16 protein-coding genes are annotated in these 21,931 nt (G+C 26.7%); 7 read left to right on the plus strand and 9 right to left on the minus strand.

Going from position 1 to position 21,931, the window contains the following annotated elements; all coding sequences use genetic code 11:
• The first annotated feature begins 1,893 nt into the window (after nt 1-1,893).
• The 5 genes from MBORA_RS00365 (at nt 1,894) to MBORA_RS00385 (ending at nt 7,031) form a co-directional block, all read left to right on the plus strand.
• Complete coding sequence (locus tag MBORA_RS00365; protein ID WP_063720074.1) at nt 1,894-4,407, plus strand: DUF11 domain-containing protein; 2,514 nt, start codon at nt 1,894-1,896, stop codon at nt 4,405-4,407.
• 214 nt (nt 4,408-4,621) lie between these two features.
• Nucleotides 4,622-5,665: an NAD(P)-dependent glycerol-1-phosphate dehydrogenase gene (locus tag MBORA_RS00370; RefSeq protein ID WP_042692973.1), complete on the plus strand. Its 1,044-nt coding sequence runs from the start codon at nt 4,622-4,624 to the stop codon at nt 5,663-5,665.
• Nucleotides 5,666-6,103: a UPF0179 family protein gene (locus tag MBORA_RS00375; RefSeq protein ID WP_042692971.1), complete on the plus strand. Its 438-nt coding sequence runs from the start codon at nt 5,666-5,668 to the stop codon at nt 6,101-6,103.
• Between the two features lie 8 nt (nt 6,104-6,111).
• Entirely contained in the window at nt 6,112-6,798 is a 687-nt protein-coding gene (gene rpiA, locus MBORA_RS00380) for a ribose-5-phosphate isomerase RpiA (protein WP_042692968.1), read from the plus strand.
• Between the two features lie 8 nt (nt 6,799-6,806).
• On the plus strand, nt 6,807-7,031 hold the full coding sequence (locus tag MBORA_RS00385; RefSeq protein WP_042692966.1) for a hypothetical protein: 225 nt from the start codon (nt 6,807-6,809) through the stop codon (nt 7,029-7,031).
• Between the two features lie 29 nt (nt 7,032-7,060).
• Here MBORA_RS00385 and MBORA_RS00390 read toward each other — a convergent pair whose 3' ends face one another.
• The gene (locus MBORA_RS00390) at nt 7,061-10,039 is read right to left on the minus strand and encodes a right-handed parallel beta-helix repeat-containing protein (protein WP_052331796.1); all 2,979 of its coding nucleotides are present in this window, start codon (nt 10,037-10,039) and stop codon (nt 7,061-7,063) included.
• A 247-nt stretch (nt 10,040-10,286) separates the two neighbouring features.
• On the opposite strand from MBORA_RS00390, the gene MBORA_RS00395 reads away from it, so the two are divergent.
• A complete protein-coding gene (locus tag MBORA_RS00395; RefSeq protein ID WP_042692964.1) occupies nt 10,287-11,939 on the plus strand; it encodes a right-handed parallel beta-helix repeat-containing protein in 1,653 nt (550 codons plus the stop codon).
• 51 nt (nt 11,940-11,990) lie between these two features.
• A complete protein-coding gene (locus MBORA_RS00400; RefSeq protein ID WP_063720075.1) occupies nt 11,991-12,398 on the plus strand; it encodes a secondary thiamine-phosphate synthase enzyme YjbQ in 408 nt (135 codons plus the stop codon).
• Between the two features lie 113 nt (nt 12,399-12,511).
• Here MBORA_RS00400 and pheT read toward each other — a convergent pair whose 3' ends face one another.
• The 8 genes from pheT to MBORA_RS00445 all read right to left on the minus strand — a co-directional run bounded on the left by pheT (nt 12,512) and on the right by MBORA_RS00445 (nt 21,597).
• The gene (pheT, locus tag MBORA_RS00405; protein ID WP_042692961.1) at nt 12,512-14,167 is read right to left on the minus strand and encodes a phenylalanine--tRNA ligase subunit beta; all 1,656 of its coding nucleotides are present in this window, start codon (nt 14,165-14,167) and stop codon (nt 12,512-12,514) included.
• Nucleotides 14,168-14,182: 15 nt separating this feature from the next.
• Complete coding sequence (locus MBORA_RS00410) at nt 14,183-14,539, minus strand: hypothetical protein (RefSeq protein ID WP_042692959.1); 357 nt, start codon at nt 14,537-14,539, stop codon at nt 14,183-14,185.
• Nucleotides 14,540-16,552: 2,013 nt separating this feature from the next.
• Nucleotides 16,553-16,810: a hypothetical protein gene (locus MBORA_RS10450; RefSeq protein ID WP_063720076.1), complete on the minus strand. Its 258-nt coding sequence runs from the start codon at nt 16,808-16,810 to the stop codon at nt 16,553-16,555.
• A 256-nt stretch (nt 16,811-17,066) separates the two neighbouring features.
• Complete coding sequence (locus MBORA_RS00425) at nt 17,067-17,513, minus strand: helix-turn-helix domain-containing protein (RefSeq protein ID WP_232817586.1); 447 nt, start codon at nt 17,511-17,513, stop codon at nt 17,067-17,069.
• Between the two features lie 220 nt (nt 17,514-17,733).
• Nucleotides 17,734-19,794: a hypothetical protein gene (locus MBORA_RS00430; protein WP_156482679.1), complete on the minus strand. Its 2,061-nt coding sequence runs from the start codon at nt 19,792-19,794 to the stop codon at nt 17,734-17,736.
• 557 nt (nt 19,795-20,351) lie between these two features.
• Complete coding sequence (locus MBORA_RS00435) at nt 20,352-20,537, minus strand: hypothetical protein (protein WP_042692953.1); 186 nt, start codon at nt 20,535-20,537, stop codon at nt 20,352-20,354.
• A gap of 437 nt (nt 20,538-20,974) precedes the next feature.
• On the minus strand, nt 20,975-21,259 hold the full coding sequence (locus tag MBORA_RS00440; protein WP_157944497.1) for a hypothetical protein: 285 nt from the start codon (nt 21,257-21,259) through the stop codon (nt 20,975-20,977).
• Between the two features lie 116 nt (nt 21,260-21,375).
• Nucleotides 21,376-21,597, minus strand: coding sequence for a hypothetical protein (locus tag MBORA_RS00445; protein ID WP_156482680.1), 222 nt, complete (start codon nt 21,595-21,597; stop codon nt 21,376-21,378).
• Between the last annotated feature and the right edge of the window lie 334 nt (nt 21,598-21,931).

A 21,931-nucleotide genomic window follows, 5' to 3' on the forward strand; every position in this document is an offset into this window, starting at 1 on the left:
GGAAATACAATGCCCAAAGCACACAAAAAGAAATTCAGAACATTAGAAGGAATATTCAATCAAATAATGCACCAAAAAGATGGCTGGATCGAAAAACGAAAACAAGAGCTAACAAATTGACAGTCCCATGAAAAAGGAAGAATTAAATTAAATAAGGAAGAAACTTATAAATACTTTTAAGGAGTCATGATAATGAAAGTAATATATAAAATTTTATTTTTTATTGGATGGTTATTAGTTTTTTTAATACCCATTCTATTTCATTTTTTTAAGTGCTTACTTCTATTTCGTACATGTAATTTCATTATTTTAATTTATGCCGTTTTATTGTCAGAGGTTGAAAATAAGATAGATTCACCAAGAATGTTTAAGATATTATTTGTATGTTTAACAGTTGAATTTATCTTTTCCATAACAGAATATGTTTGGTTAATTTAATAGCTTTGTAGAAACCATAGTAAAATTTGGGTTAACATCGAAATTTTTTTACCATTTTAATCAACTAAGCATATTGAGTTTTTTATTTTATAGTAAATTACAAAATTTTTTTAAAAATATTTTGAATGTTGGCAGAAATTAGTTAATTTTGAATATTTTTCATTTTTAATACTATTATTTTTTTTAAGTTAATGTACGAACTTTATTGAACTAATAGTCGAATGTAAATCCATTTTATTTTCTTTAATTAAATTGTATAATCTTATTAGGTTGTATGATTATGCAATCATGAACATTAGGTTTTGAACTCTTTCTAAACCTTTTATTGGAATGTCATCATAATGTATATTCTTTTAAATGTGCTGTTGTGTGCTTCTACTGTTTTTTGAACATAATTTTATATTTTTCTATTCCTTCTTCTGAAGAGATTAAGCGTTCAGTTTTGTAGGAAACTTCGTTGAGATATCCGCGTTATTGTTCTGTGATTTTGAGTATATAACATGTTTCCTGAATATTCACATTTTTTTTACATTCATCGTAATATTATGAATAAAATAATTTAACTTTATTATCCACCTCCTATTTTTCATTGGTGCAGGGTTATGTGTTATCGAGCGTTGATTCTTTTTTATTGGACAAATGAAAACATTTTTTATAATTCATCAAAAACAAAATGATACAATTAGCAAATTATGATTTTTCATGGATAATTTTTTGAATTTTTTTTTAATCTTTGCTTGTAGATGTTGGAATATTAGAGCATTTTTTATACCCTAAGTTATTTTATGTAATTTAAGTTGGCTAATGTTGAATATTGATTGTATCTGCACTAATTATTTTTGTGGTTTTAGGTTTAAATTAGTAGAGTATTTGATTCATTAAATTACTGGAATTTGATAAATGATTATAATGGGGATTTTGAACTACATTAACAACCACATTAATCCATAACTTAGATTTTGGTATCTGTTCCCAACTGAACATTTATAATGAATAATTTTGGAATATCTTTGTCATTTTATCATTTAGTTTTCATCAAATATAGCATTCATTATCTATTTAAAGCCAAAGATTTTTAACTTGGAACAATCCAAGCAAATAGCCGCCAATAAAAAAGAATATCAACTTTTTCTTCATCAGATAGATTTATTATTACATATAATTTCTTTGTTACTAAAAATCGAAACGTTTTTATTGTTTGTAAAGTATAAAACTATATGGAGCTTTTTATATTGTTACTTAATAATGGCATATTAGCTTCACAAAAAACTTAACCGTTAATTTTATTTTTTTGATGGTTATGTATCATTTCGTTTAAGCTGCTATTTTTTCTATGATTAATACAGTATCTATTGATATAGTGGTAATTTAAGTGGAAATGATAAAAATAATGAATAGGATGATGTAATTATTAAATTTAAAATATATAAAACAGTATTAATAGTAAGTCTTATCATGTTAATAACATTATCATGTTTATTTGCTGTTAGTGCTAAAGAAATATATGTATCATCTGATGGTTCAGATGATTTAAATGGTACAGATTTAGATAATCCTTGTAGTTTTAAAAGAGCCATTAATATTTCTGAAGATGGTGATTCTATTAAAATGAAAGCAGGTAATTATTCAATATCTGAAAGGATTAGTAAATCTTTAAATATTACTGCCTATAATAATGACGTTGTTAACATAAAGCATTTAAATTCATATGTATTTTCTGTTGTGGATAATAAAAATTTGGTTTTAAATTCTTTAAATTTTAAGAATTTTAATATGGCTGTAGAATCAAGTAAAAACCCAAATATAACAATTAACAATTGCTTGTTTGAAAGAAGTACTTACATGTGTCTTAATTTGCAGGGTGGGGGTACTCTCACTATAACTGACTCAATATTTAGAAATAATGCTGGTGTTCAAGGTAGTGCGATAAACTTCCAAAACGATGCATATAAAAATAGGTCTTATGTGTATATAAATAACACTATTTTTGATTCAAACCATGGTAGTAACTTAGGGGGAGTAATTTATATTTCTCTTTCTGACATGTATCTTTATAATAATACTTTTATTAATAATAAAGGCGATTATACTGGAGGTGTAATCTTTAATGATGTCTCTAGAATTTTTGATAAAAGTTCTAGATATGTTAATAATGGTGCACGTTATTCTGGTGGTGCTATTTATATTAGAGGAGATAATGATTTAGGTTCTTATTATGGTGACCATGTAGAATTTATAAATAATTCTGCTCCGTATAAAAATGGTGATCCTGGAAGTTATGGAACTTCTGGAGGGGTTTTCACTGCATTTGGTGGTGGAGAAATTGTTTTAAATAATTCTGTTCTTACAGGAAATAAAGCAATGCTAAGAGGAGGAGCAATTTGGTCAGACCAAAGAGTTACAATTATAAATACTCTTATTTCAAATAATTCTGCTTATAATGAAACTGGTTTAACGATTGGTGGAGGCATATATTGCCCTCTTTTAAAAGCAAATATAATAAATTCTACTATTTCAAATAATCATGCAAAAGAATATCCTGATATTTTTAATGATATAACTTTTCCTTCAGTTGATATTGTGGAGGTCATTAATAATACCGATGGTAAAAAGATTAGTATCAAAAATTTAACTAATCCTGTAAGTTATTGTTTACAACCAGGAATTCTGAATATTGCTAACAATCCTATAATTGAGACTGGTACAAATAAATTAATTGGTTCTGGAGGATATTTCCGTGGTAAACCTATTGGAGAACTTTTAAAAATTTTTATAGTTCAAAATTATCAAAGAGTTCTTGATGGTAAAATTAGCAAAGATCTCTTCAAGAATGTACTGCATTTCATATCAAGTGGATGTTCATTAGTACCTTCTCCATTTAATGAATCTTATTCATCTCATAGATTGATTAAACAAACTTTAGATGAATATGAAAGAGGGATCAGGTATCCAGATGTAAATGCAAAAGGTTCGATTAATTGGCTAACAAAGAAATACTTAACATATAATTTTTATCAATTCTCAAATGATGTTCACCAAGATTTGATAGTATTCACATTTAATGAGTCAAATATAACTGATGAACCACCAATTAATGTAACTAAAAAAGTAAATATTACAAATCCTGATTTTAATACCACAGTATCTTATACTATAACAGTAAAAAACACTAATAAAACAACACTTGTTGTTGATGTTTTAGTTATTGATACTTTAAGTGAAGGATTAATTTTTAAAGGTGCTTCTCATAATGGGTTGTATAACAATACAACAAATACAATTACTTGGATTCTAAATATTCCTGCAGATGGTGAAATTAACCTTTTTGTTAATGCAACAATTGGAAAATTTGGTAAAATTAACAATACTGTTAATGTTTTCAATAAAACTGCAAATGTCACTGTTAATGTTCCAAATACTAATGTAACAAAAACAGTAAATGTTACAAATCCTAGCTTTAATGATAAGGTTGGTTATACAATTACTATTTTTAATCTTAATCCCGATGTTAACTTGATAAATCTTCTTGTTAGAGATGTTTTAGGTGAGGGTTTAGTTTTCAAAGGTGCTTCTGACGGTGGTGTTTATAATGCTAGTTCTCGTACTATTACTTGGATTATAAATATCACTAAAGGTGGAAATACTGTTCTTCATGTTAATGCTACTGTTAATAAATATGGTAAGTTAGTTAACAAGGTTTTTGTTGGGAATAAAACTGCAAATGCCACTGTTTATGTTCCAAAAGAACCTCCAGTAGAACCTCCTGTTGATCCTCCAGTAGAGCCTCCAGTAGAGCCTCCTGTTGACCCTCCTGTGAATCCACAGGTACCAGAAAAACCAAATGTTGAAAACAACAAAACTATTAAAAAAGTTTCTTCAATGAATCCTAATAATACAGGTAATCCAATACTCTTACTTGTTTTATCTGTCCTTATTTCAATTCCTTTAATAAGAAGAAGTAAAAAGTAATATTATAATCTTATAGTTTTATTTTGTGTATTGAATTACACAAAAATATTTTTTTTATATGGATCTTCTAACTTTGTTTGTTTTTATTCACGAATAATATAACAGTGTTATTTAAATAAATTATATTAGTATATAGAAATTTAAATTGAAAGAAAGTTATTTATAATTATTAAGCACAAATATAATATTTATATTATTTTTTCAGGCGATTTTTATGAGTAATAGGAAAATACAAATGCCTCGTGAAGTTTACATTGATCCAGGTATTATTGATGAGACAGGAGAAATTTGTAAATCGCTCCATTTAGATAAAAAGGTTTTAATTGTCACAGGACCTAATACTTATGATATTGGAGCAAAACAAGTAATAAATTCATTAGAAAAGGCAGATATTCAGAGTGAAGTTAAAATTGTTGATGATGCTTCTTATGATTCAATTGAAGAAGTTGAAGAATTAGTGACTCCTGAAACTACAATTTTAGGCGTTGGTGGAGGAAAAGTTATTGATGTAGCTAAACTTTCTTCATGCAATAAGGGGGTTTATTTTGTTTCAATGCCTACAACTGCTTCTCATGACGGTATTGCATCTCCTTTGGCTTCTATAAAAGATTCAACTACTTTCACATCAGCTAAAGCACATGCACCAATAGCTGTTATTGCAGACACTAATATTATTGCAAACTCTCCATTTAGATTATTGTCTGCAGGATGTGCCGATTTAATTTCAAATTTCACTGCTGTTAAGGATTGGGAATTAGCTCATAGACTTAAACATGAGTCATTTAGTGAATCTGCAGCTGCATTATCTTTAATGTCTGCAAATATGATTACTGATAATGTGGATAATATTAAAGCAGGTCTTGAAGCTAGTGCTCGGATTGTCATGAAAACATTATTTAGTAGTGGTATGGCTATTAGTATTGCAGGTTCTAGTCGTCCAGCTAGTGGTTCTGAACACATGTTTTCACATGCATTAGATAAAATATTGGATAAACCAGCTTTACATGGTGAACAATGTGGAATTGGAACAATATTAATGATGTATTTATATGGGGGAGATTGGAAATTTATTAGAGATTCTATAAAGGCAGTTGGAGCTCCTATAAATGCAAAACAAATAGGAATCGCTGAAGAGGATATAATTGAAGCTTTAGTAATGGCTAATGAAATAAGACCTGAAAGATATACAATTTTAGGGGATAATGGAATTTCTCGTGAAGCAGCATATGAACTGGCTTATAAAACAGAGGTGATTTAGATGATTACTTTAATTGGTAAATCTTTAGCTAATGAAGGTTTAGAGTTTGTTTTTAAAGGTCCTGCTAGTGAATGTGAAAGTTGTAGATTTAAACCATCATGTGTAGATAATTTAGAAGAAAATAGAAAATATGTTGTAATGGAAGTTCGGGATAATGAACAAAAATGCCCCATACATGATGAAAATAAGGTGGTACCGGTTGTTGTTGAATTAGCTAATATTAATATATTAACTAACTCTAAAAATATTTTTGAGGGTTCAACTTTTACATATAATCCTTTAGATTGTGATGAATATTGTGAATTCCATGATTTTTGTTTTCCAGAAGGATTAGTTGAAAATGATAAATGTATTGTAATTAAAAATAATGGAAAGCATGATGGGGAATGTATTAAAGGGTATAAACTTAATAAACTTAGTTTAGGATTTGTTGTTTAGGTGTTTTTATGAAAGATGCTAGTAAAAATGATTCTAGTAAAAAAAATGCAGGCTATAAAGCTGCAGAATATGTTGAAGATGGAATGGTTTTAGGTCTGGGAACTGGATCAACTACTCATTATTTCATTGAAAAGGTAGGTATGAGGATTCGTGATGAAGGAATTAAAGTATTGGGAATTCCAACATCTTTTCAATCTTTATTAATAGCTAAAAAATGGAATATTCCAATTACTACTTTAGAAGAACATGATATTAATTTGTCTGTTGATGGGGCTGATGAGGTAGATGTGGAATTTAATCTTATTAAGGGTGGAGGAGCAGCCCATACTAAAGAAAAAATCGTTGATTATGCAGCGGAGAATTTTATTGTAATCGTTGATGAATCTAAAGTTAAAAAATCTTTAGGTGATTTTCCAGTACCTGTTGAAGTATTACCTGATGCATCACGAATGGTTATTCAAACTTTAGAAGACATGGGTGCTATTTGCAATATAAGGATGGCTATCCGTAAAGATGGTCCTGTAATAACTGATAATGGTAATTTTTTAATTGATGCTAAATTTAGCGAAATTGAAAGTCCATCTCACTTAGAAATTGATTTAAATTCAATTCCTGGCGTTGTTGAAAATGGAATTTTCTCCCAAATGGTTGATAAGGTAATAATTGGTACTGATAATGGTACTTATGAATTGTAGGTGATTTAATGCCAATTCCAAATGGAATGTTTCCATACGAACTTAAGGATCTTTTTTATAAAATACTTATTTTATTTGGTGCTTTAATAATAATTTATGGTGTTTTATGGCTTTTAGCTGAGCTGTCTATAATTCCAGCTATTGTATTTGCAATATTTCCACAAATAGTCTTGATTTTAATTGGAATATTTATTGTATATACTGCGATTAGTAAAAGAAGGACTTTATTTTAAAAAAAGGTTTAAGAAGAGATTATTCTCTTCTATTTTTTAATAATTATTTTTGATTTTAGAGATACTCCATTGTAGTATTTATTTCCACTAAACTTGGTGGTAGCTTTAAAAATTCCTTTTTTAGTTAATTTAAGTTTCACAGTAGCTATCCCTTTAGAATCAGTTTTAGCTTTATAAGTTTTTCCTTTAACTTTTAAGGTAATTCTAGCATTTTTAATAGCTTTTCCAGATTTACTTTTTAAAGTAATTTTGATTTTTTTACTTTTTGCTTTTGCTTTAAAAGTCTTTTTAGGTACTTTTAAAACAGATTTTTCTTTAATTACTTTAATTGTTCCTGTTGCAATTGTTGATTTGTAAGTAGTATCTCCTGCAAATTTAATGCTAATTTTTTTACTGCCTAAGCTTTTTACAGCTTTAATAGTAGCTACACCTTTATCATTTGTTTTAATGTTGTAAGTTTTACTGTTGTAGGTAACTGTAAGAGTTTTATTTGCTAAAACTTTTCCAAATGCATCCTTAAGGATAATTTTATAATTATATCCTGAAACAGCTTTTGTAAGGTAAACATTTATGGATTTAGGAATTGTAATTTTGCTAGTTATCCTATTAACTGTAATGGTATAGTTTTGAGTAGCACTTGCATAGTTGTCATTTCCAGAATAAATTATACTTACGGTATTTATACCATCATTTACATTATAATTGATTTTTGCAGTTCCATTTTCGTCTGTTTTTGTAGTGTAGTTTTTATTATTTACAGTAAAAGTAATATTTTGCATTTTAATAGCTTTTCCATCCATATCAGTTAATATTACACTAAATTCACCAGTTTTTGATGTAGTTGTAATATTATTAGCTATAATTTTTACAGATTCTTTATCACTGTAGGTTCTAATCACATTATCTTCGCTTTGATACTTATTTTCTGCTTTTGCGATGTATGTTGCAAAGGTTGGTGGAAATGGTAGTGAATCTAAGCTGTAGTTGTTTTTTCCAATTGTTACATTGTAATAGTTACCACCTAATAAAATAGCTATTCTAACTCCTGTAATTGTATTATTAAATATTACTTCATTTCCAGATCCATAAGCGGTAATTCCGCTAATTTTAGAGTTAATAATAGTATTGTTATATACACTATGACCTTTTGAGTGCATTAGATAGATTCCTTCTTTAGCACCAATTATAGTATTGTTAAATACAGTTACATTTGGTCCGGTTCCATGTCTCACATCAATACCATGGTTAATAGCATTTGTAATGGTGTTGTTTGCGATAAGACTGTTAGGAGTTCTAAAGTTTAAAATTCCAGTTGTATATACATCATGGATTTTATTATTAGAAATTAATGCATTTCCACTATATTCTAAATAAATACCCCAGGATGCTCCTTTAATATCAACATTCGTAATTGTAATATTTGTGCTTTTTTGTGTACGGATTCCTGCAGTTTTATATTCATCAGTTTTTACATTAACTTTAGATGTATTATAACCAAGATATTTAGCAATAATATTTAAGTTACTTACAACTACATTTGTGTTATTAAGAATATATAGTACAGCACGTTCAGAAAGAGCATATCCTCCTTCTTCAGTAGTTTTTCTAATTTTTTCAGGAACATTAGTCATGTTAACATTGTCATATCCGATTAATGTTGCGTTATTTCCTATTATCTTAATATTTTTATCTGTATAAATTGAAATATTTCTAAATATTGCATTTCTTTCAAAGGATAAAGTATCTCCATTATGCATAGAGTCAATTAACCCTTGGATTTGAGCACTTGTCATTCCATTAGTTACGTTGTATATGTTTCCATTTTGGTTTAAAATTACAGTATAATCAATAGAAATCATTTTTGGTGTTGCAATATTTACTGTTTGGGTGTAGGTGTTTTCATAAGTGGAACTGTCAGAGTAGGTTCCAACAATTTCAGTTGCTGATTGATAATCACTTTTTGCTTCAGCTACATAGTATACAAATGTTGGAGGATAAGGTAAGTTATCTAAACTAAAATCATTTTTACCAACAGTAATATTTGAGTATCCTCCACCTAATAGAATACCTATTCTAGATTTAATTAATGTATTGTTAACTAAAGTAATTAATGATGAACCATAACAACTTATAGAACTTATTGTGTTGTTAATTAATTTATTTCCACTTACATAATGTCCTTTAGAATGCATTAGATAGATTCCTTCTTTTGAAGCAATTATTGTATTGTTAATAACTTTAACATTTGGTCCTGTTCCATGTCTCACATCGATTCCATGATTTTTAGAATTTTTAATTGTGTTATTTACAATAATACTTCTAGCAGATCCAAAGTTTAAGATACCTGTTGTAGATTGGTCTTGGATTAAATTATTACCAATAGTTCCATCATGACAAAAACGATAGTAAAGTCCCCAAGAGGAACCTTTAATAACATTATTTGAAAAATTCAAATTATTACAGTACTCTGAATAAACAGCAGCATTGCCATAAGCAGTATTTTGTCCAACAATTGTTAAACCAGTAATAATCACATTATTTGTTGTATTTTTAGAGTTTCCTAATATGTATAGTGTTGCAAAGTTGCTTATTCCATAACCATTGTCACTTGTTTTGTTATAAATAATACTGGGAGTGTTATTTTGTGAAGGTGTATTATAACCTATTAATGTTGCTCCATTACCATTTATTGTAATACTTTTGTTTACATAAATACAAATATCTCTATATTCACCAGCTTCAAAGTTTAAAGTATCTCCATCTTCCATAGCGTTAATTGTATTTTGGATAGTCGCACTATCTGAACCAATAGTAATATCATAAGATGAAGATAATTTGTTATTTTCATTATTTTGACTTATACTAGCTATATCTTGACTTTTTTGAATTTCTAAATTATCACTAGTAGTTAAATTATTATTAGATATATCATCTGCATATACATTAGATAAACTTAAAAAAACAATAAAAATTAAAAAAATAGCTAAAATAAAACCTTTATTTTTCATTTTAATCATCTTATTAATTATTTTTTTATATTACTTATTAATTTAATCGATAAGTAATAATTTATATTTTGTATTTTTTTATATTTAAACTAATTTAATAATTGAATTATTTTCTTTTAATTAGATTTTAAAAAGATTTATATTAGTTAACAATAAAAATAATAAATATTAATCAATAAGTATATTATATCACTTCGATAAGATATGCTTGCTAATTGATTAAAATAGTAAATGAGATGATTTGTATATGGATAAAAAAGTTTTTTGCCTTTTTTTCATATGTTTTATTGGACTATTCGTTATTTCATCTGTGAATGCAGTTGAGGATAAAATTACATCTGATTATCAAGTTACAAGTGATTTATCTAATGAGGACATTCAAAAAGTGTTTGATAGTGCAAATGATGGAGATACAATCGAATTTAAAAGTAAGGAATATAAAAACATATCTTTAGTTGTAGATAAAAAATTAAACATTATATCAAAGGTTAATAGTAATATTCATGTTTCTTTTGACATTAAAAATTTAAGAATAAATAAAACATTTGGATTTTACTTTACACCTAATAGTAAAGGAAGCCTTTTATCTGGAATTACTATTGTAGCTAATTCTGCTGACTATGGAATTGTTTTAAATTCTTCTGATAATACTATAATTAAAAACAATATAATTACTGGTGGAGCTAATAGTATTTTAATTAGGAATTCTCATAATGTTGGTTTAACTTATAATGATATTTCTAAGGCTATTAAAAATGGTGTTCAACTTCAAAATGTAAAAAACAGTTTATTTTACAATAATAAAATATCATATAATGGAAGATCTGGAATAGAGACTTCTAACATTGATAATAACAATATTTCATATAATATCATTCATCATAATAGATTCAATGGAATTTCAATGTATAATGAGTCTTCATCTAATTCTATTAAACATAATAATGTTTATGAAAATACTAATGGTATTTACATTGATTCTAACTCAAAATATGATATTATTAATGCTAATACATTTACCTCAAATCGTCGTGATCCTAATTGTGAATTGGGAGGCTATGAAAGTGGTAATGGATTATTATTTGGAGCTGATTTTAAAACAGCAAAAGAAGGTTCAGCTGCTAGATTACAAGTCAAATATAATGTTTTAACACATAATGAGCAGTATCAAGCTAAAAATAATCCAGAATTACCAGTTTTCAAATTAGGTGATAATTGGTTTGATTCCACTGATGATTCAAATACATTCGTTTGTCCTATGCTTCTTGCAGGTATTATGAAATTAGATACAATCTCTGTAAAAAATGGAATTGGTCTTCAAATGTATGATACTAATGGAAATGAAGTAAAAGAATTTGCTACATTTGATACTAAAGTAAATGTTGATGGAAAGCAATACACTGCTAAATTTGTCAATGGTAGAGCAATTATCGATGCAAAATTAGATTCAAATAAAGAATATGATGTTGAAGTTGAAATTGGAGGAAAATTTGTAAAATATAAATATAAAGCAACTGGTGAAAAAGATAATAATAATGCAAATAATAAAAAGCCAGATACAACAAATTCAGGATCTTTTAATACTAATAGATCATCTAAACAAGGAAATGGTGATTCAAATTCACCAAATAATCATATTTCTAATTCTAATAGTTCATCTAAAAAATATGGATCTAATAGTTCAGATATATATTCAAATGATTATTCTGATAATGGGCAAAATACAATCTCCAATGGTGATTCTAATGCCAATGGAGATGAATCAAAAGAAGGAAAAGCTTATGAAGTTGTTCCTGAAAGTAAAATATCAAAATCACTTACAGAAACTTCGGGCATTGTTGTACTGATTATGGTATTTTTAATGATTTTATTTATATTTGGATATAGGCGTGGGCAATAACGACTAATCCTATTTTTTTTATTTATACTAGTTCTAACAATGTTATTAGCGATGATAGTTAAAAATGATTCTTTAAAGATCAATTCAAATAAAAATTTTGAAATTATTGATATTACTTCTCAAATTACAGAAAAAATACTTATCAAAGATGGTATTGTTAATATCTTTTCAAAACATTCTACTTCTGCTATTTTAGTAAATGAAAATGAGGAAGGTCTTTTAAGAGATTTAGAATTAATTTTAAATGATATGATTTCAGATAATTATTCTTATGAACATGATATGATTGATAATAATGCGAAATCTCATTTAAAGTCATTTATTTTATCATCAAGTGAAACAATTCCCATTAAAAATTCTAAACTCGACCTTGGAATTTGGCAATCAGTATTTTTTGTTGAACTTGATGGGCCACGAAATAATCGAATAGTCGATTTAACATTTATGGGTGAAAAATGAAAAAACTACTTTTAGTATTAGCTATCTTAATTTTGGTGATAGTTTTGAAATCGACCTTTTCAAATGACACATCACATATTACTCAAATGAAAAAATTAGGGTATTGAATTTAATTAAGAAATAAATTCAATTTCAAAAGCAATAACAGGATATTCTAAGTTAAAATTACTAATTACTTCTGGTGAAATTTCACCAAAGAATCCTCTAATTGAACTATTTTTAGAATCTCCTTTTAAATCACTAGCTCGGCCTGAAATAAATGATGGATTTTCACTATCAGAAATTTCCATAGAGTAGCCTAGATTAGAAACAGTACTTGTTACAACGGATTTAATTTCAGTGAAATTTGCAGTAGAATGACAGATTAACCCAGCTAGTTTTTTAGAAGTTCTAACCTTATTTTCTTTACTTTCATCAAGATATAAAACATCTCCAATTTCAAATATTTTTTGAGGTAAATCTTCATGCTTGTTATCTTCTAAAAATTCCATTAAACTGTTAATTAAACTAGTACGAATCATAGTCCGATCAATTGTAATAGGTCTTGATACTTGAACGTGGTCTTCTTCTTTTTGTAACATATTTGTATAGTGAGCTTTTTCATTAGTAAGCATTAAACTCATAATTTCTTGAAAACCTAATCCAATCATTACTTCACGAATGGTATTTTCTGATTTAATCCAGTCATTTTCATGAGCTACTGTATTTACATTTGGAAGTTTCGCTACAACATTATTAATTCTATATTGAACAGCAATATTTTCAACAATATCAACTTCGTGTAAAATATCAATTCTATAAGATGGAATAAATACTTTTAATTCGTTTTCATTAATAATTTCAGCATCAAAACGAGTTTTAAGTAATAATTTATGAATCTCTTCTGCATTTAAATCTGTTCCACCAATTAATTTATTAGTAACATCAACATGAACATTTTTAATTTGAGGAGATAAATCTGGACTAACAATACTTTTATCAACATATCTAACTTCCATACTTTTAATTTTCCCTCCAACTTCTGCAAATGAGGAACAAATAATATTTAAAGTTTGATTAACAGCTTTTTCATCGGTTCCAGTCACATCAACAATAATATTTGCAGTATCTTCTTTAAGTTTAGTAAGTTCTCCATTAATAATGGGAGGCATTGAAAGAATTTGGTTATCTTTATCTAAAATTAAAGGATACTTATCGAAATCTTCAATTAGATGAGCATAATCAACACCTTTTTCATGTTTAGTTAAGATTTCATAAGGCGTCATAGTAGATGATTTTTCAAGAGGAATAAATTCATTTTCATCTTTAGCAGTTGCAATGTATTTATATGGAGCATTAACAACATCTGCATTGTGAATACCAATAGCTACTTTTTTTCTATCTCTTCCAATAACCCAATGGAGATTTTCTTGAAAATCCATAATGTACTTGAGTTTATCTCCTTTAAAATCAACCCCTTCAATTTTCGCAAAAGCAATATAGGGCCTAATTTTAGCTACTTGTTCATCAACAACTACAAATTCTCCAGATGGTGTTACTTCATAATTTGGAAGACCAATTTCTTGGCCAATAAAACCCTTAAAAGATCTAGCTACTCCTTCAACAGATAAATTATCTGGACGGTTAGGGAAGAATTCTACTTTAATTTCTTCATCATCAAAATCTTCAATATCACTACTCATCATGGGGAGAGTGTCTATTAATTCATCTTTTTTAATATTTATTCCTAAATCTTTTAAATCTTGATATTTGAATGTAATAACTGGCATTTATTTATACTCCTATTATAATCCGTATATTGCAATAAAAAATGCGGATTCAATTAAAAAATGTAAAGCTCTGTGTTCTAATTCACCCATATGGCTAATTAGAATTGTATGACTTATATCAATTATAAAATGAATTAGAGCTGCAAGGATACCTATTTGTGGTGATAAAAAAACTATTGACAATATAATAAAATGAAATCCTGCTTCCATTAGCTCGTGAATAATCCATGTTTGCCATCTAGAATGAACAGATTTGTCAATAAGACCACCTAAGATTATGTAAAAGCTATTTAAGACTTTCCACATTAATTGCGTGTGTAGTAGGTCACTTATAGCTAATACAATTGCTACATAAAACCACAATAAATTCATTATATACAGTCCTTTTCCATTGATAACATTACTATTTATTAATTTTTTTTATATAATAAGATTACTAATTCGTGACTGTCAATTTGTTAGTTGATAAATAAATTTTTTACTATTTTACTTAATGAATGTTGGCAGAAATTATTGAGTTTTAATTAATGTTCATTTTCATATTTTATTATTTTTTTTCATGCGATTTCGCTTCTTTTTTTAATTTAATAGTTAAATTCAAATATATTTTCAGTTATTTTTTATTGTTTTTTTGGTTTGTTATATTGCTTGTTAATAATTTATTATTTTTAATTAAAGTTATTAAATTCTATTTATATTAGAATATATGTATTTATAATTGATTTAATGATTGTTTGAATTGAATTTTTTGTGTTTTGGTTATTATGGTTGTGAATTGCTATATTTTGAAATGATTTTTAGTAAAAGGATGATGTGAAAATGAAAGAAGAATTTAAAGTTATGTATTTGGCTTCGGTTATTGTGGGATGGTACTTTTGATTACTTTAAAATTGAACGTGTAACCTCAAATGTGGATAAACCTCATTTTAATACTTAAAAGTATGATAAAACTAATTTATGGTAGTATTAATAAAATTACTGGTTTTGTGGAGTTAGCTTTATAAAATTCTAGGTTTATAATTGTTTTGTAATCAAATATTGTTTATAATGGGAATTGAAGCTAGTGGGTAGGACAGTTATGGGATTATAAAATTTTTGTTTTCAACAATATTTATCGATTTGATAATATGGCTTTTATTCTTATTGTGGTTAATAGGTTTTAAGTTTTAACTGATTTTGAACATATATATTCAATTGATGGCGCAATAAAAAGAGCTTATAACTCTTTATTTAATATGATTAAAAAAAAGATTATTAGTATTATTTATATAAGGACATTATATGGTTTAGGAATTGTCTAAAAATGAAATCAAAAGGCTTAGGTGAAGTGTAAAGAAATCATATGTAATGAATCTATTATCAGGATGAGGAGAAAGTTGTATATTACTTTTTTTTTATTGGTGGTTATTTATTTGGATTGTTCGGGGGTCAAAAAAAGTTTTTGGCTTTAAAGTGGATAATGAATGCTATATTTGATGAAAGCTAAATGATAAAAGGACAAGGATATTTCCAAAATTTATTCATTATAAATTGTTCAGTTGGGAAGAGATACTCAAGTCTAATTTATGGATTAATGTGGTTGTTAATGTTGTTTAAAATCCCCATTATGATTATCATATCAAATTCCAGTATATTTAATGAATCCAAATCTTTTACTAATTTAAACTTTAAAGTTCAAATAATTAGGTGCAGATACAATCCATATTCAATGTTAGCTAAACTTGAATTACCTATCTTCACGAAGTTTCCTATGAAACTGAATGTTTAATGTCTTCAGAAGAAGGAATAAAATGAATATAGAAATTACATTTAAAAACAGTAGAAGCACACAATGGCACATTTAAAAAAATTTGCCATTTATGATGACATTCCAATAAAAGGTTTAAAAAGAGTTCAAAACCTAATATTCATGATTGTATCATCATACAACCTAATAAGATTATATAATTCTAATTAAAGAAAAAAAAATATGGATTTACATCCGACTATTAATTCAGTAAAGTTCGTATCATTAACTTAAAAAAAAATAAGAGTACTATAGTTAGTTACTAAACTTTTAATATAAATGTTTCGTACCAATGTGTTGTAATATTATTGTTTTCAATATTTTCATTGAAGGTTTTTTTGACTAGTTCTTTTAGATGTTCTTTGGATTTTAAGTATTCGTTGCGAATTATATTTTTCATTATTCTCCATAGTTGTTCTATAGGATTTAAGTGTGGGGGAATAAGGTGGGAGATTAATTAACTCAATATTAAGAATTTTAGCTATTTTTTTATATAAATGCAGATTTGTGAAGCACTGAAATTGTCTAAAATTAAACATATTCTTTTTTTCATTGAGTAGTTTCTTTTGTAGATGGTTCTTTTAATAAATTTTTTAAGATTATATTTTCTCCATATTTCTCTTCTTTTTTTTCACATTTTTTTTTATTGATTCTCTTTTGCAATGTTTTCCAATGATTCTGGCTATGTGTTGTGGTTGAATCATCAGAATATTTTTTTCTAAGGTTTTTGTAATTTTATCTTTAAAACTTATTTTATCCTCAGAATTTTCTATTAAAATTTTATCTATTTCTTCATCTGAGATTTTTATATTTTTTAAAATATTATTCAATAATTTAACAAACTCAATATTTGTCAAATTAGCTTTTCTTAATTCTAATAGAGATATTGCTATTTTTGGAGCTGTTGAAGAATTTGTAATTGTTTATTGTTGAATTACCATTTATTGCTAGAGATCCTGTGGCATTTATTTTAAATTTATAATGGATTTTTACTGAATTTTTTTATGTTTTGTCCCCAGATTTTATATAATGATTTAGAGTTATAAGGTTCGTTTATGAATGCTGATTCATCAAATAAGATAATTATATCATTTTCACTTACATTAAATTTTTCTAAGTTTTTTTTAATTGTTTTTTAGCATCTTTTGGAGTTTTTGTAAAAATAGGATATGCTTTGCTATAATTATATCCTAATTTTCTTACTATGACTCCTATTTGTTTTAAACTGTATTCTACATTGAATTTTTCTTTAACTATTTGTTGAACATTTTTCATTGATAAATTGGGAGTATTTTCAATGATATTATCTAATTCTACTTGTTGTTCATAAGATAATTTTGATGGTCTTCCACCTCCAAAAGATGGTTTTAAACCATCTAATCCATCCATTTCACAGGATTTAGCCCATCTGTGAACAGTCGGGTAAGAAATGTTAAGTAAATTTGCTACATCTTGTATTGTATGGCCTTCGGTTATAAATTTAATCGCAATTAATCGCTGATAATAACGATAAAATGCAACATATTGACTCATTTCATTGTTTAACTCTTCTTTACTCATTTTATTAAATAAATTTATTTTGGATTTTCCAGACATAATAATGTTATTTGTCACTTATCTATAATAAAAGTTTAGTAAACAACTATAAATGAAAAATATTCAAAATTAAATAATTATCTGCCAACATTCTCTTATTTAATAAAAAATATAAAATTGTTAGTTTATGAAAATAAGAAAGGAAAAGAAAGGAGGGGTGTGTTTTTTTCCCTCCTTATTTTTTTTATTTGATTTGTATTGTGTTTTTTATTTGTGATTTGGTGTATTGTGTGTGTATTGTGTGTTTTCCTTTTTGTAGGTTTTTGATTTTTATTGTTGCTATTCCATTTTTGTTGGTTTTTGCTTTGTAGGTTTTTTTGTTGATTTTGAATGTTATTGTTTTTTGTTTTTGTGGTTTTCCTTTATTGTTTACGAGTTTGGCTTGGAATTGTGTTATTTTTGTTTTTTTCTTTATGATGTTTTTTGCTGTTAGTAGTGGTTTGATTTTGATTTGGTTTGTTGTTTTGTATTTTTTGTATTGTGTGGTTATTTTGTATGTTTTTGGTTTTTGTGTGATTTTTATGCTTGCGTAGCCTTCTTTGTTTGTTTTTTTGGTGTATGTTTTTCCGTTGATTGTGAATTGGACTTTGTGTCCGGGTCCTGCGTTTTTTCCGTTGTTTTTTATTATTTTTACTTTGAATGTTCCGCCGAGGTAGTATATTTCCATGTTTTTGTTTTGTGTTATGGGTGATTTTAGGATTTTTAGTGTGTTGATGATTTTTGTGGGGCTGTATTGGTTGTTGCCTTTAAATTTTGTGGTTATTTTATAATTTCCTGCTTTTTGTTTAATTTTTAGTTGGGCATAGCCTTTGTCGTTGGTTTTAATGTTATAATTTTTATTTGCAATTGTTATTTGTATTATTTGATTTTTTATAGGGTTTCCCTGGGCATCTGTTAACTTTAAAACATAGCTACTTCCGTCATTATGGAACATTGCAATATTTTTAGCATGTAAATAAGAATCACCCGTAATTATTAAATAATTAATCATCATCCCATTATCTGTCATATATTTCATTGTAATATTGTATTTATTATTATTTAGACCTGAAAAACTAACACCATTATTTAACTTACCACTATTAATATTAACACCATTATTATAATAATCAACATCATAATCTTTACCATTATAATAAATTAAGTTAGGTATGTTTAAAAAAGAAGTATTTTTCGAACGAAATATAACAAAAGAACAACCACTTAACTTACCCTTAGCACCAAACCAATAAACAGCACCACCATCCCATTGGGCAGCATGATTATTATTAAAAGAACAACCACTTAAAAAACCATTATCACCAACCCAATAAACAGCACCACCATCATCATTTAGGGCAGTATTATTATTAAAAGAACAACCACTTAAAAAACCATTATCACCAAACCAACAAACAGCACCACCACTACTCTCGGCAGCATGATTATTATTAAAAGAACAACCACTTAAAAAACCATTATCACCAACCCAATAAACAGCACCACCACTACTCTCGGCAGCATGATTATTATTAAAAGAACAACCACTTAAAAAACCATTAGCACCACTCCATTCAACAGCACCACCACTAAAAAAGGCAGTATTATTATTAAAAGAACAACCACTTAACACCCCATTACCACCATACCAAGAAACAGCACCACCATACCTATTAGCAGTATTATTATTAAAAGAACAGTGGCTTATTTTACCATTAGTTCCACTTAAGGAAATAGCACCTCCATAGTCGGCATGGTTGTTGTTGAAAGAGCAATATTGTAAATTAGCGTAGTCTCCATTCCAATCTATGGCGCTACCATAGTCGTTGTTGATGCTTTTTGCGTTTATGAATTTTATATTTTTTATTGTGACGTGTTCTTCACGTATTTTAAGTATTTTTGTTGCTAATTTTCCATCTATTATGTGATTTTTCCCATCTATAGTTATAGATTTGCCAATGAATATTGGAGAATCACCTGTAGTGTATGTATAGTCCTTGTTTAAAGTTATTGTATCTCCAATATGGGCATTGTCTATTATGTTTTGTAAATCTTTAAAAGAATTAGATGATGAGGCTTTTAAAGTATTATTCGACTTAAAATTACCTAAAATACCATTATCTATATCTTGTATTTCCAAATAGTTACTATTTTCCTCATTTAAATCAATATCCAAAGTTACATTATCTTCTGCTGAAACTGTAGAAACAGTTAAAAATACAAAAAACAATAAGAACATTAAAATTTTACTAAAATTTTTAAACATTTTTAAAAATTCCTCCATTTATTTTACCTAAAACCCTAAAAAAACTTATTAATAAATATATTTATTAAGCAATAACATTTATTTCTTACTTAATATACCCTAATTCAATAGTTTTAATGGATTTTCTTATATATGAAAAAATAATACTCCCAATTCAAAAAAAGAACTATTATATTATTTAATAACTAAAACCAAATATTTTATCATATTAAATATAAATAAACATGATTCACATTAAATATAATATATAATTCAATTTATATTTTTAAAAAGTACTATTTTACAACAAATAATTATCTAGATAATCATATAAATAATTAACTGATATCATTATTTTATGGAGGAAGGGTGGACTCAATTTTGTTAGCTCTTATTTTTCGTTTTTTTTCAATCCAAGAGTGTTGGCAGAAATTATTAGTTTTTAATCATTGTTCATTTTTTACTAAGTTTACATTTTTTTATTAAATTTTGTTCAATTTCATAATTTTTTTTTGATTATTTGAGTGTTGGCAGAAATTATTTAATTTTGAATATTTTTCATTTTCAGCACCTCTATTTTAAGTTAACGATATGAACTCTATTGAATTAATAATTGAATAAAAATCCATATTATTTTCTTTTATTAAATTATGTAATCTTATTAGGTTGTATGATGATACTATGGTGAATATTAGGTTTTGAACCCTTTCTAAACCTTTTAATGGAATGTCATCATAAATGATAAATTCTTTTAAAAGTTCCATTGTGTGCTTCTACTGTTTTTGAACGTGATTTTATATTCTTCTATTTCTTCTTCTGAAGACATTAGGCGTTCAACTTTATAGGAAACTTCATGAACATATCGCGTTATTGTTCTATGGTTTGTGTTATAACAATGTTTTGAATATTGGCATTTTTTTACATTCATTGTAATTATGAATAAACTAATTTAACTTATATATTCCTCCTCCTTTTTCCATTGGTGCAGGGTATGCACCATCGAGTGTTAATTCTTTTTCCATTGGACAAATGAAAACATTTTTTATATTCATCGAAAACAAAGTAATCAATGGCAAATGGATTTTCTGGTAATTTTCCAGAATTTTTTTCTATTTTGCTGTGATGTTGGAATTAGAGCAGGTTATGCCTAAAGTTATCTAGGTAATTCAAGTTGGCTAATGTTGAATATATTGTATCTGCACTAATTTTTTGAGGTTTTAAGTTTAAATTGGTAAGGATTTGATTCATTAAATACAGGAATTTGATAAATGATCATGTTGGGATTTTGGACAACATTAACTCCACAAATCAACTTAGATTCGGTATCTGTTCCCAACTGAACATTATATGAAAACTTTGGATATTTTTGTCCTTTATCCTTAGTTTTCATCAATCTAGCATCATAATCGTTTAAAGCCAATGATTTTTGACCAGAACAATCAAGCAAATAGCCATCAATAAAAAAGAATATCAACTTTTTCTTCATCTGATTTAGATTTATCATTCAGAAATTTTCTTGCACTTCCTCTAAGCTTTTTAATTTCATTTTTTGACAGTTTTTCAACCATATAATGCTTTATTAATAAACTAATATCCTTTTCTTTAATTACTATTGAATGCGGAGTTATGTGCTCTTTTTATTGTACCATCAATTGAAATATGTTCAAAATCTGTTAAACCTATCCTATTAGCTACAATAAGAATAAAAGCCATTATCAATTGATAAAATCTGTTGAAGTAATAACAGTTATAATCTCTAATTGTTCTATCACTAGGTTCAATCCCATTAGAAATCCATTTATACATATATATTATACTTAGCATTATAAGCTAACTCTATTGAACTGGTAATTTTATTTATACAACCATAAAAAAATTAGTTTTATCATATATTTAAGATTAAAAGGAGGTTTACCTACATTTGACAATTTACGTTCGATTTTAAAATAATTAAAAGCACCATCCCACAATAACAGATGCCAAATACATAACCTTAAATTCCTCTTCCATTTTCGCATCATTCTTACTAAAATCATTCAAAATATAACAATCCACAATCATAGTAACCAAAACACAAATAATTCAATTCTAAACATCATAAAATTAATTATAACTAAATATATATTTGTATTTTCTGATATAAATAGATTTTAATAAC

It is taken from the genome of Methanobrevibacter oralis, from assembly GCF_001639275.1.
Classification (GTDB): Archaea; Methanobacteriota; Methanobacteria; order Methanobacteriales; family Methanobacteriaceae; genus Methanocatella; species Methanocatella oralis.

Coding starts and splice junctions, on each gene's coding strand:
- MBORA_RS00365 (WP_063720074.1), top strand. CDS start 1,894: ATGTTAATAACATTATCATGTTTATTTGCTGTTAGTGCTAAAGAAATA.
- MBORA_RS00370 (WP_042692973.1), top strand. CDS start 4,622: ATGAGTAATAGGAAAATACAAATGCCTCGTGAAGTTTACATTGATCCA.
- MBORA_RS00375 (WP_042692971.1), top strand. CDS start 5,666: ATGATTACTTTAATTGGTAAATCTTTAGCTAATGAAGGTTTAGAGTTT.
- rpiA (WP_042692968.1), top strand. CDS start 6,112: ATGAAAGATGCTAGTAAAAATGATTCTAGTAAAAAAAATGCAGGCTAT.
- MBORA_RS00385 (WP_042692966.1), top strand. CDS start 6,807: ATGCCAATTCCAAATGGAATGTTTCCATACGAACTTAAGGATCTTTTT.
- MBORA_RS00390 (WP_052331796.1), bottom strand. CDS start 10,039: ATGAAAAATAAAGGTTTTATTTTAGCTATTTTTTTAATTTTTATTGTT.
- MBORA_RS00395 (WP_042692964.1), top strand. CDS start 10,287: ATGGATAAAAAAGTTTTTTGCCTTTTTTTCATATGTTTTATTGGACTA.
- MBORA_RS00400 (WP_063720075.1), top strand. CDS start 11,991: ATGATAGTTAAAAATGATTCTTTAAAGATCAATTCAAATAAAAATTTT.
- pheT (WP_042692961.1), bottom strand. CDS start 14,167: ATGCCAGTTATTACATTCAAATATCAAGATTTAAAAGATTTAGGAATA.
- MBORA_RS00410 (WP_042692959.1), bottom strand. CDS start 14,539: ATGAATTTATTGTGGTTTTATGTAGCAATTGTATTAGCTATAAGTGAC.
- MBORA_RS00425 (WP_232817586.1), bottom strand. CDS start 17,513: ATGAGTAAAGAAGAGTTAAACAATGAAATGAGTCAATATGTTGCATTT.
- MBORA_RS00430 (WP_156482679.1), bottom strand. CDS start 19,794: ATGTTTAAAAATTTTAGTAAAATTTTAATGTTCTTATTGTTTTTTGTA.
- MBORA_RS00435 (WP_042692953.1), bottom strand. CDS start 20,537: ATGGAACTTTTAAAAGAATTTATCATTTATGATGACATTCCATTAAAA.
- MBORA_RS00440 (WP_157944497.1), bottom strand. CDS start 21,259: ATGAAGAAAAAGTTGATATTCTTTTTTATTGATGGCTATTTGCTTGAT.
- MBORA_RS00445 (WP_156482680.1), bottom strand. CDS start 21,597: ATGCTAAGTATAATATATATGTATAAATGGATTTCTAATGGGATTGAA.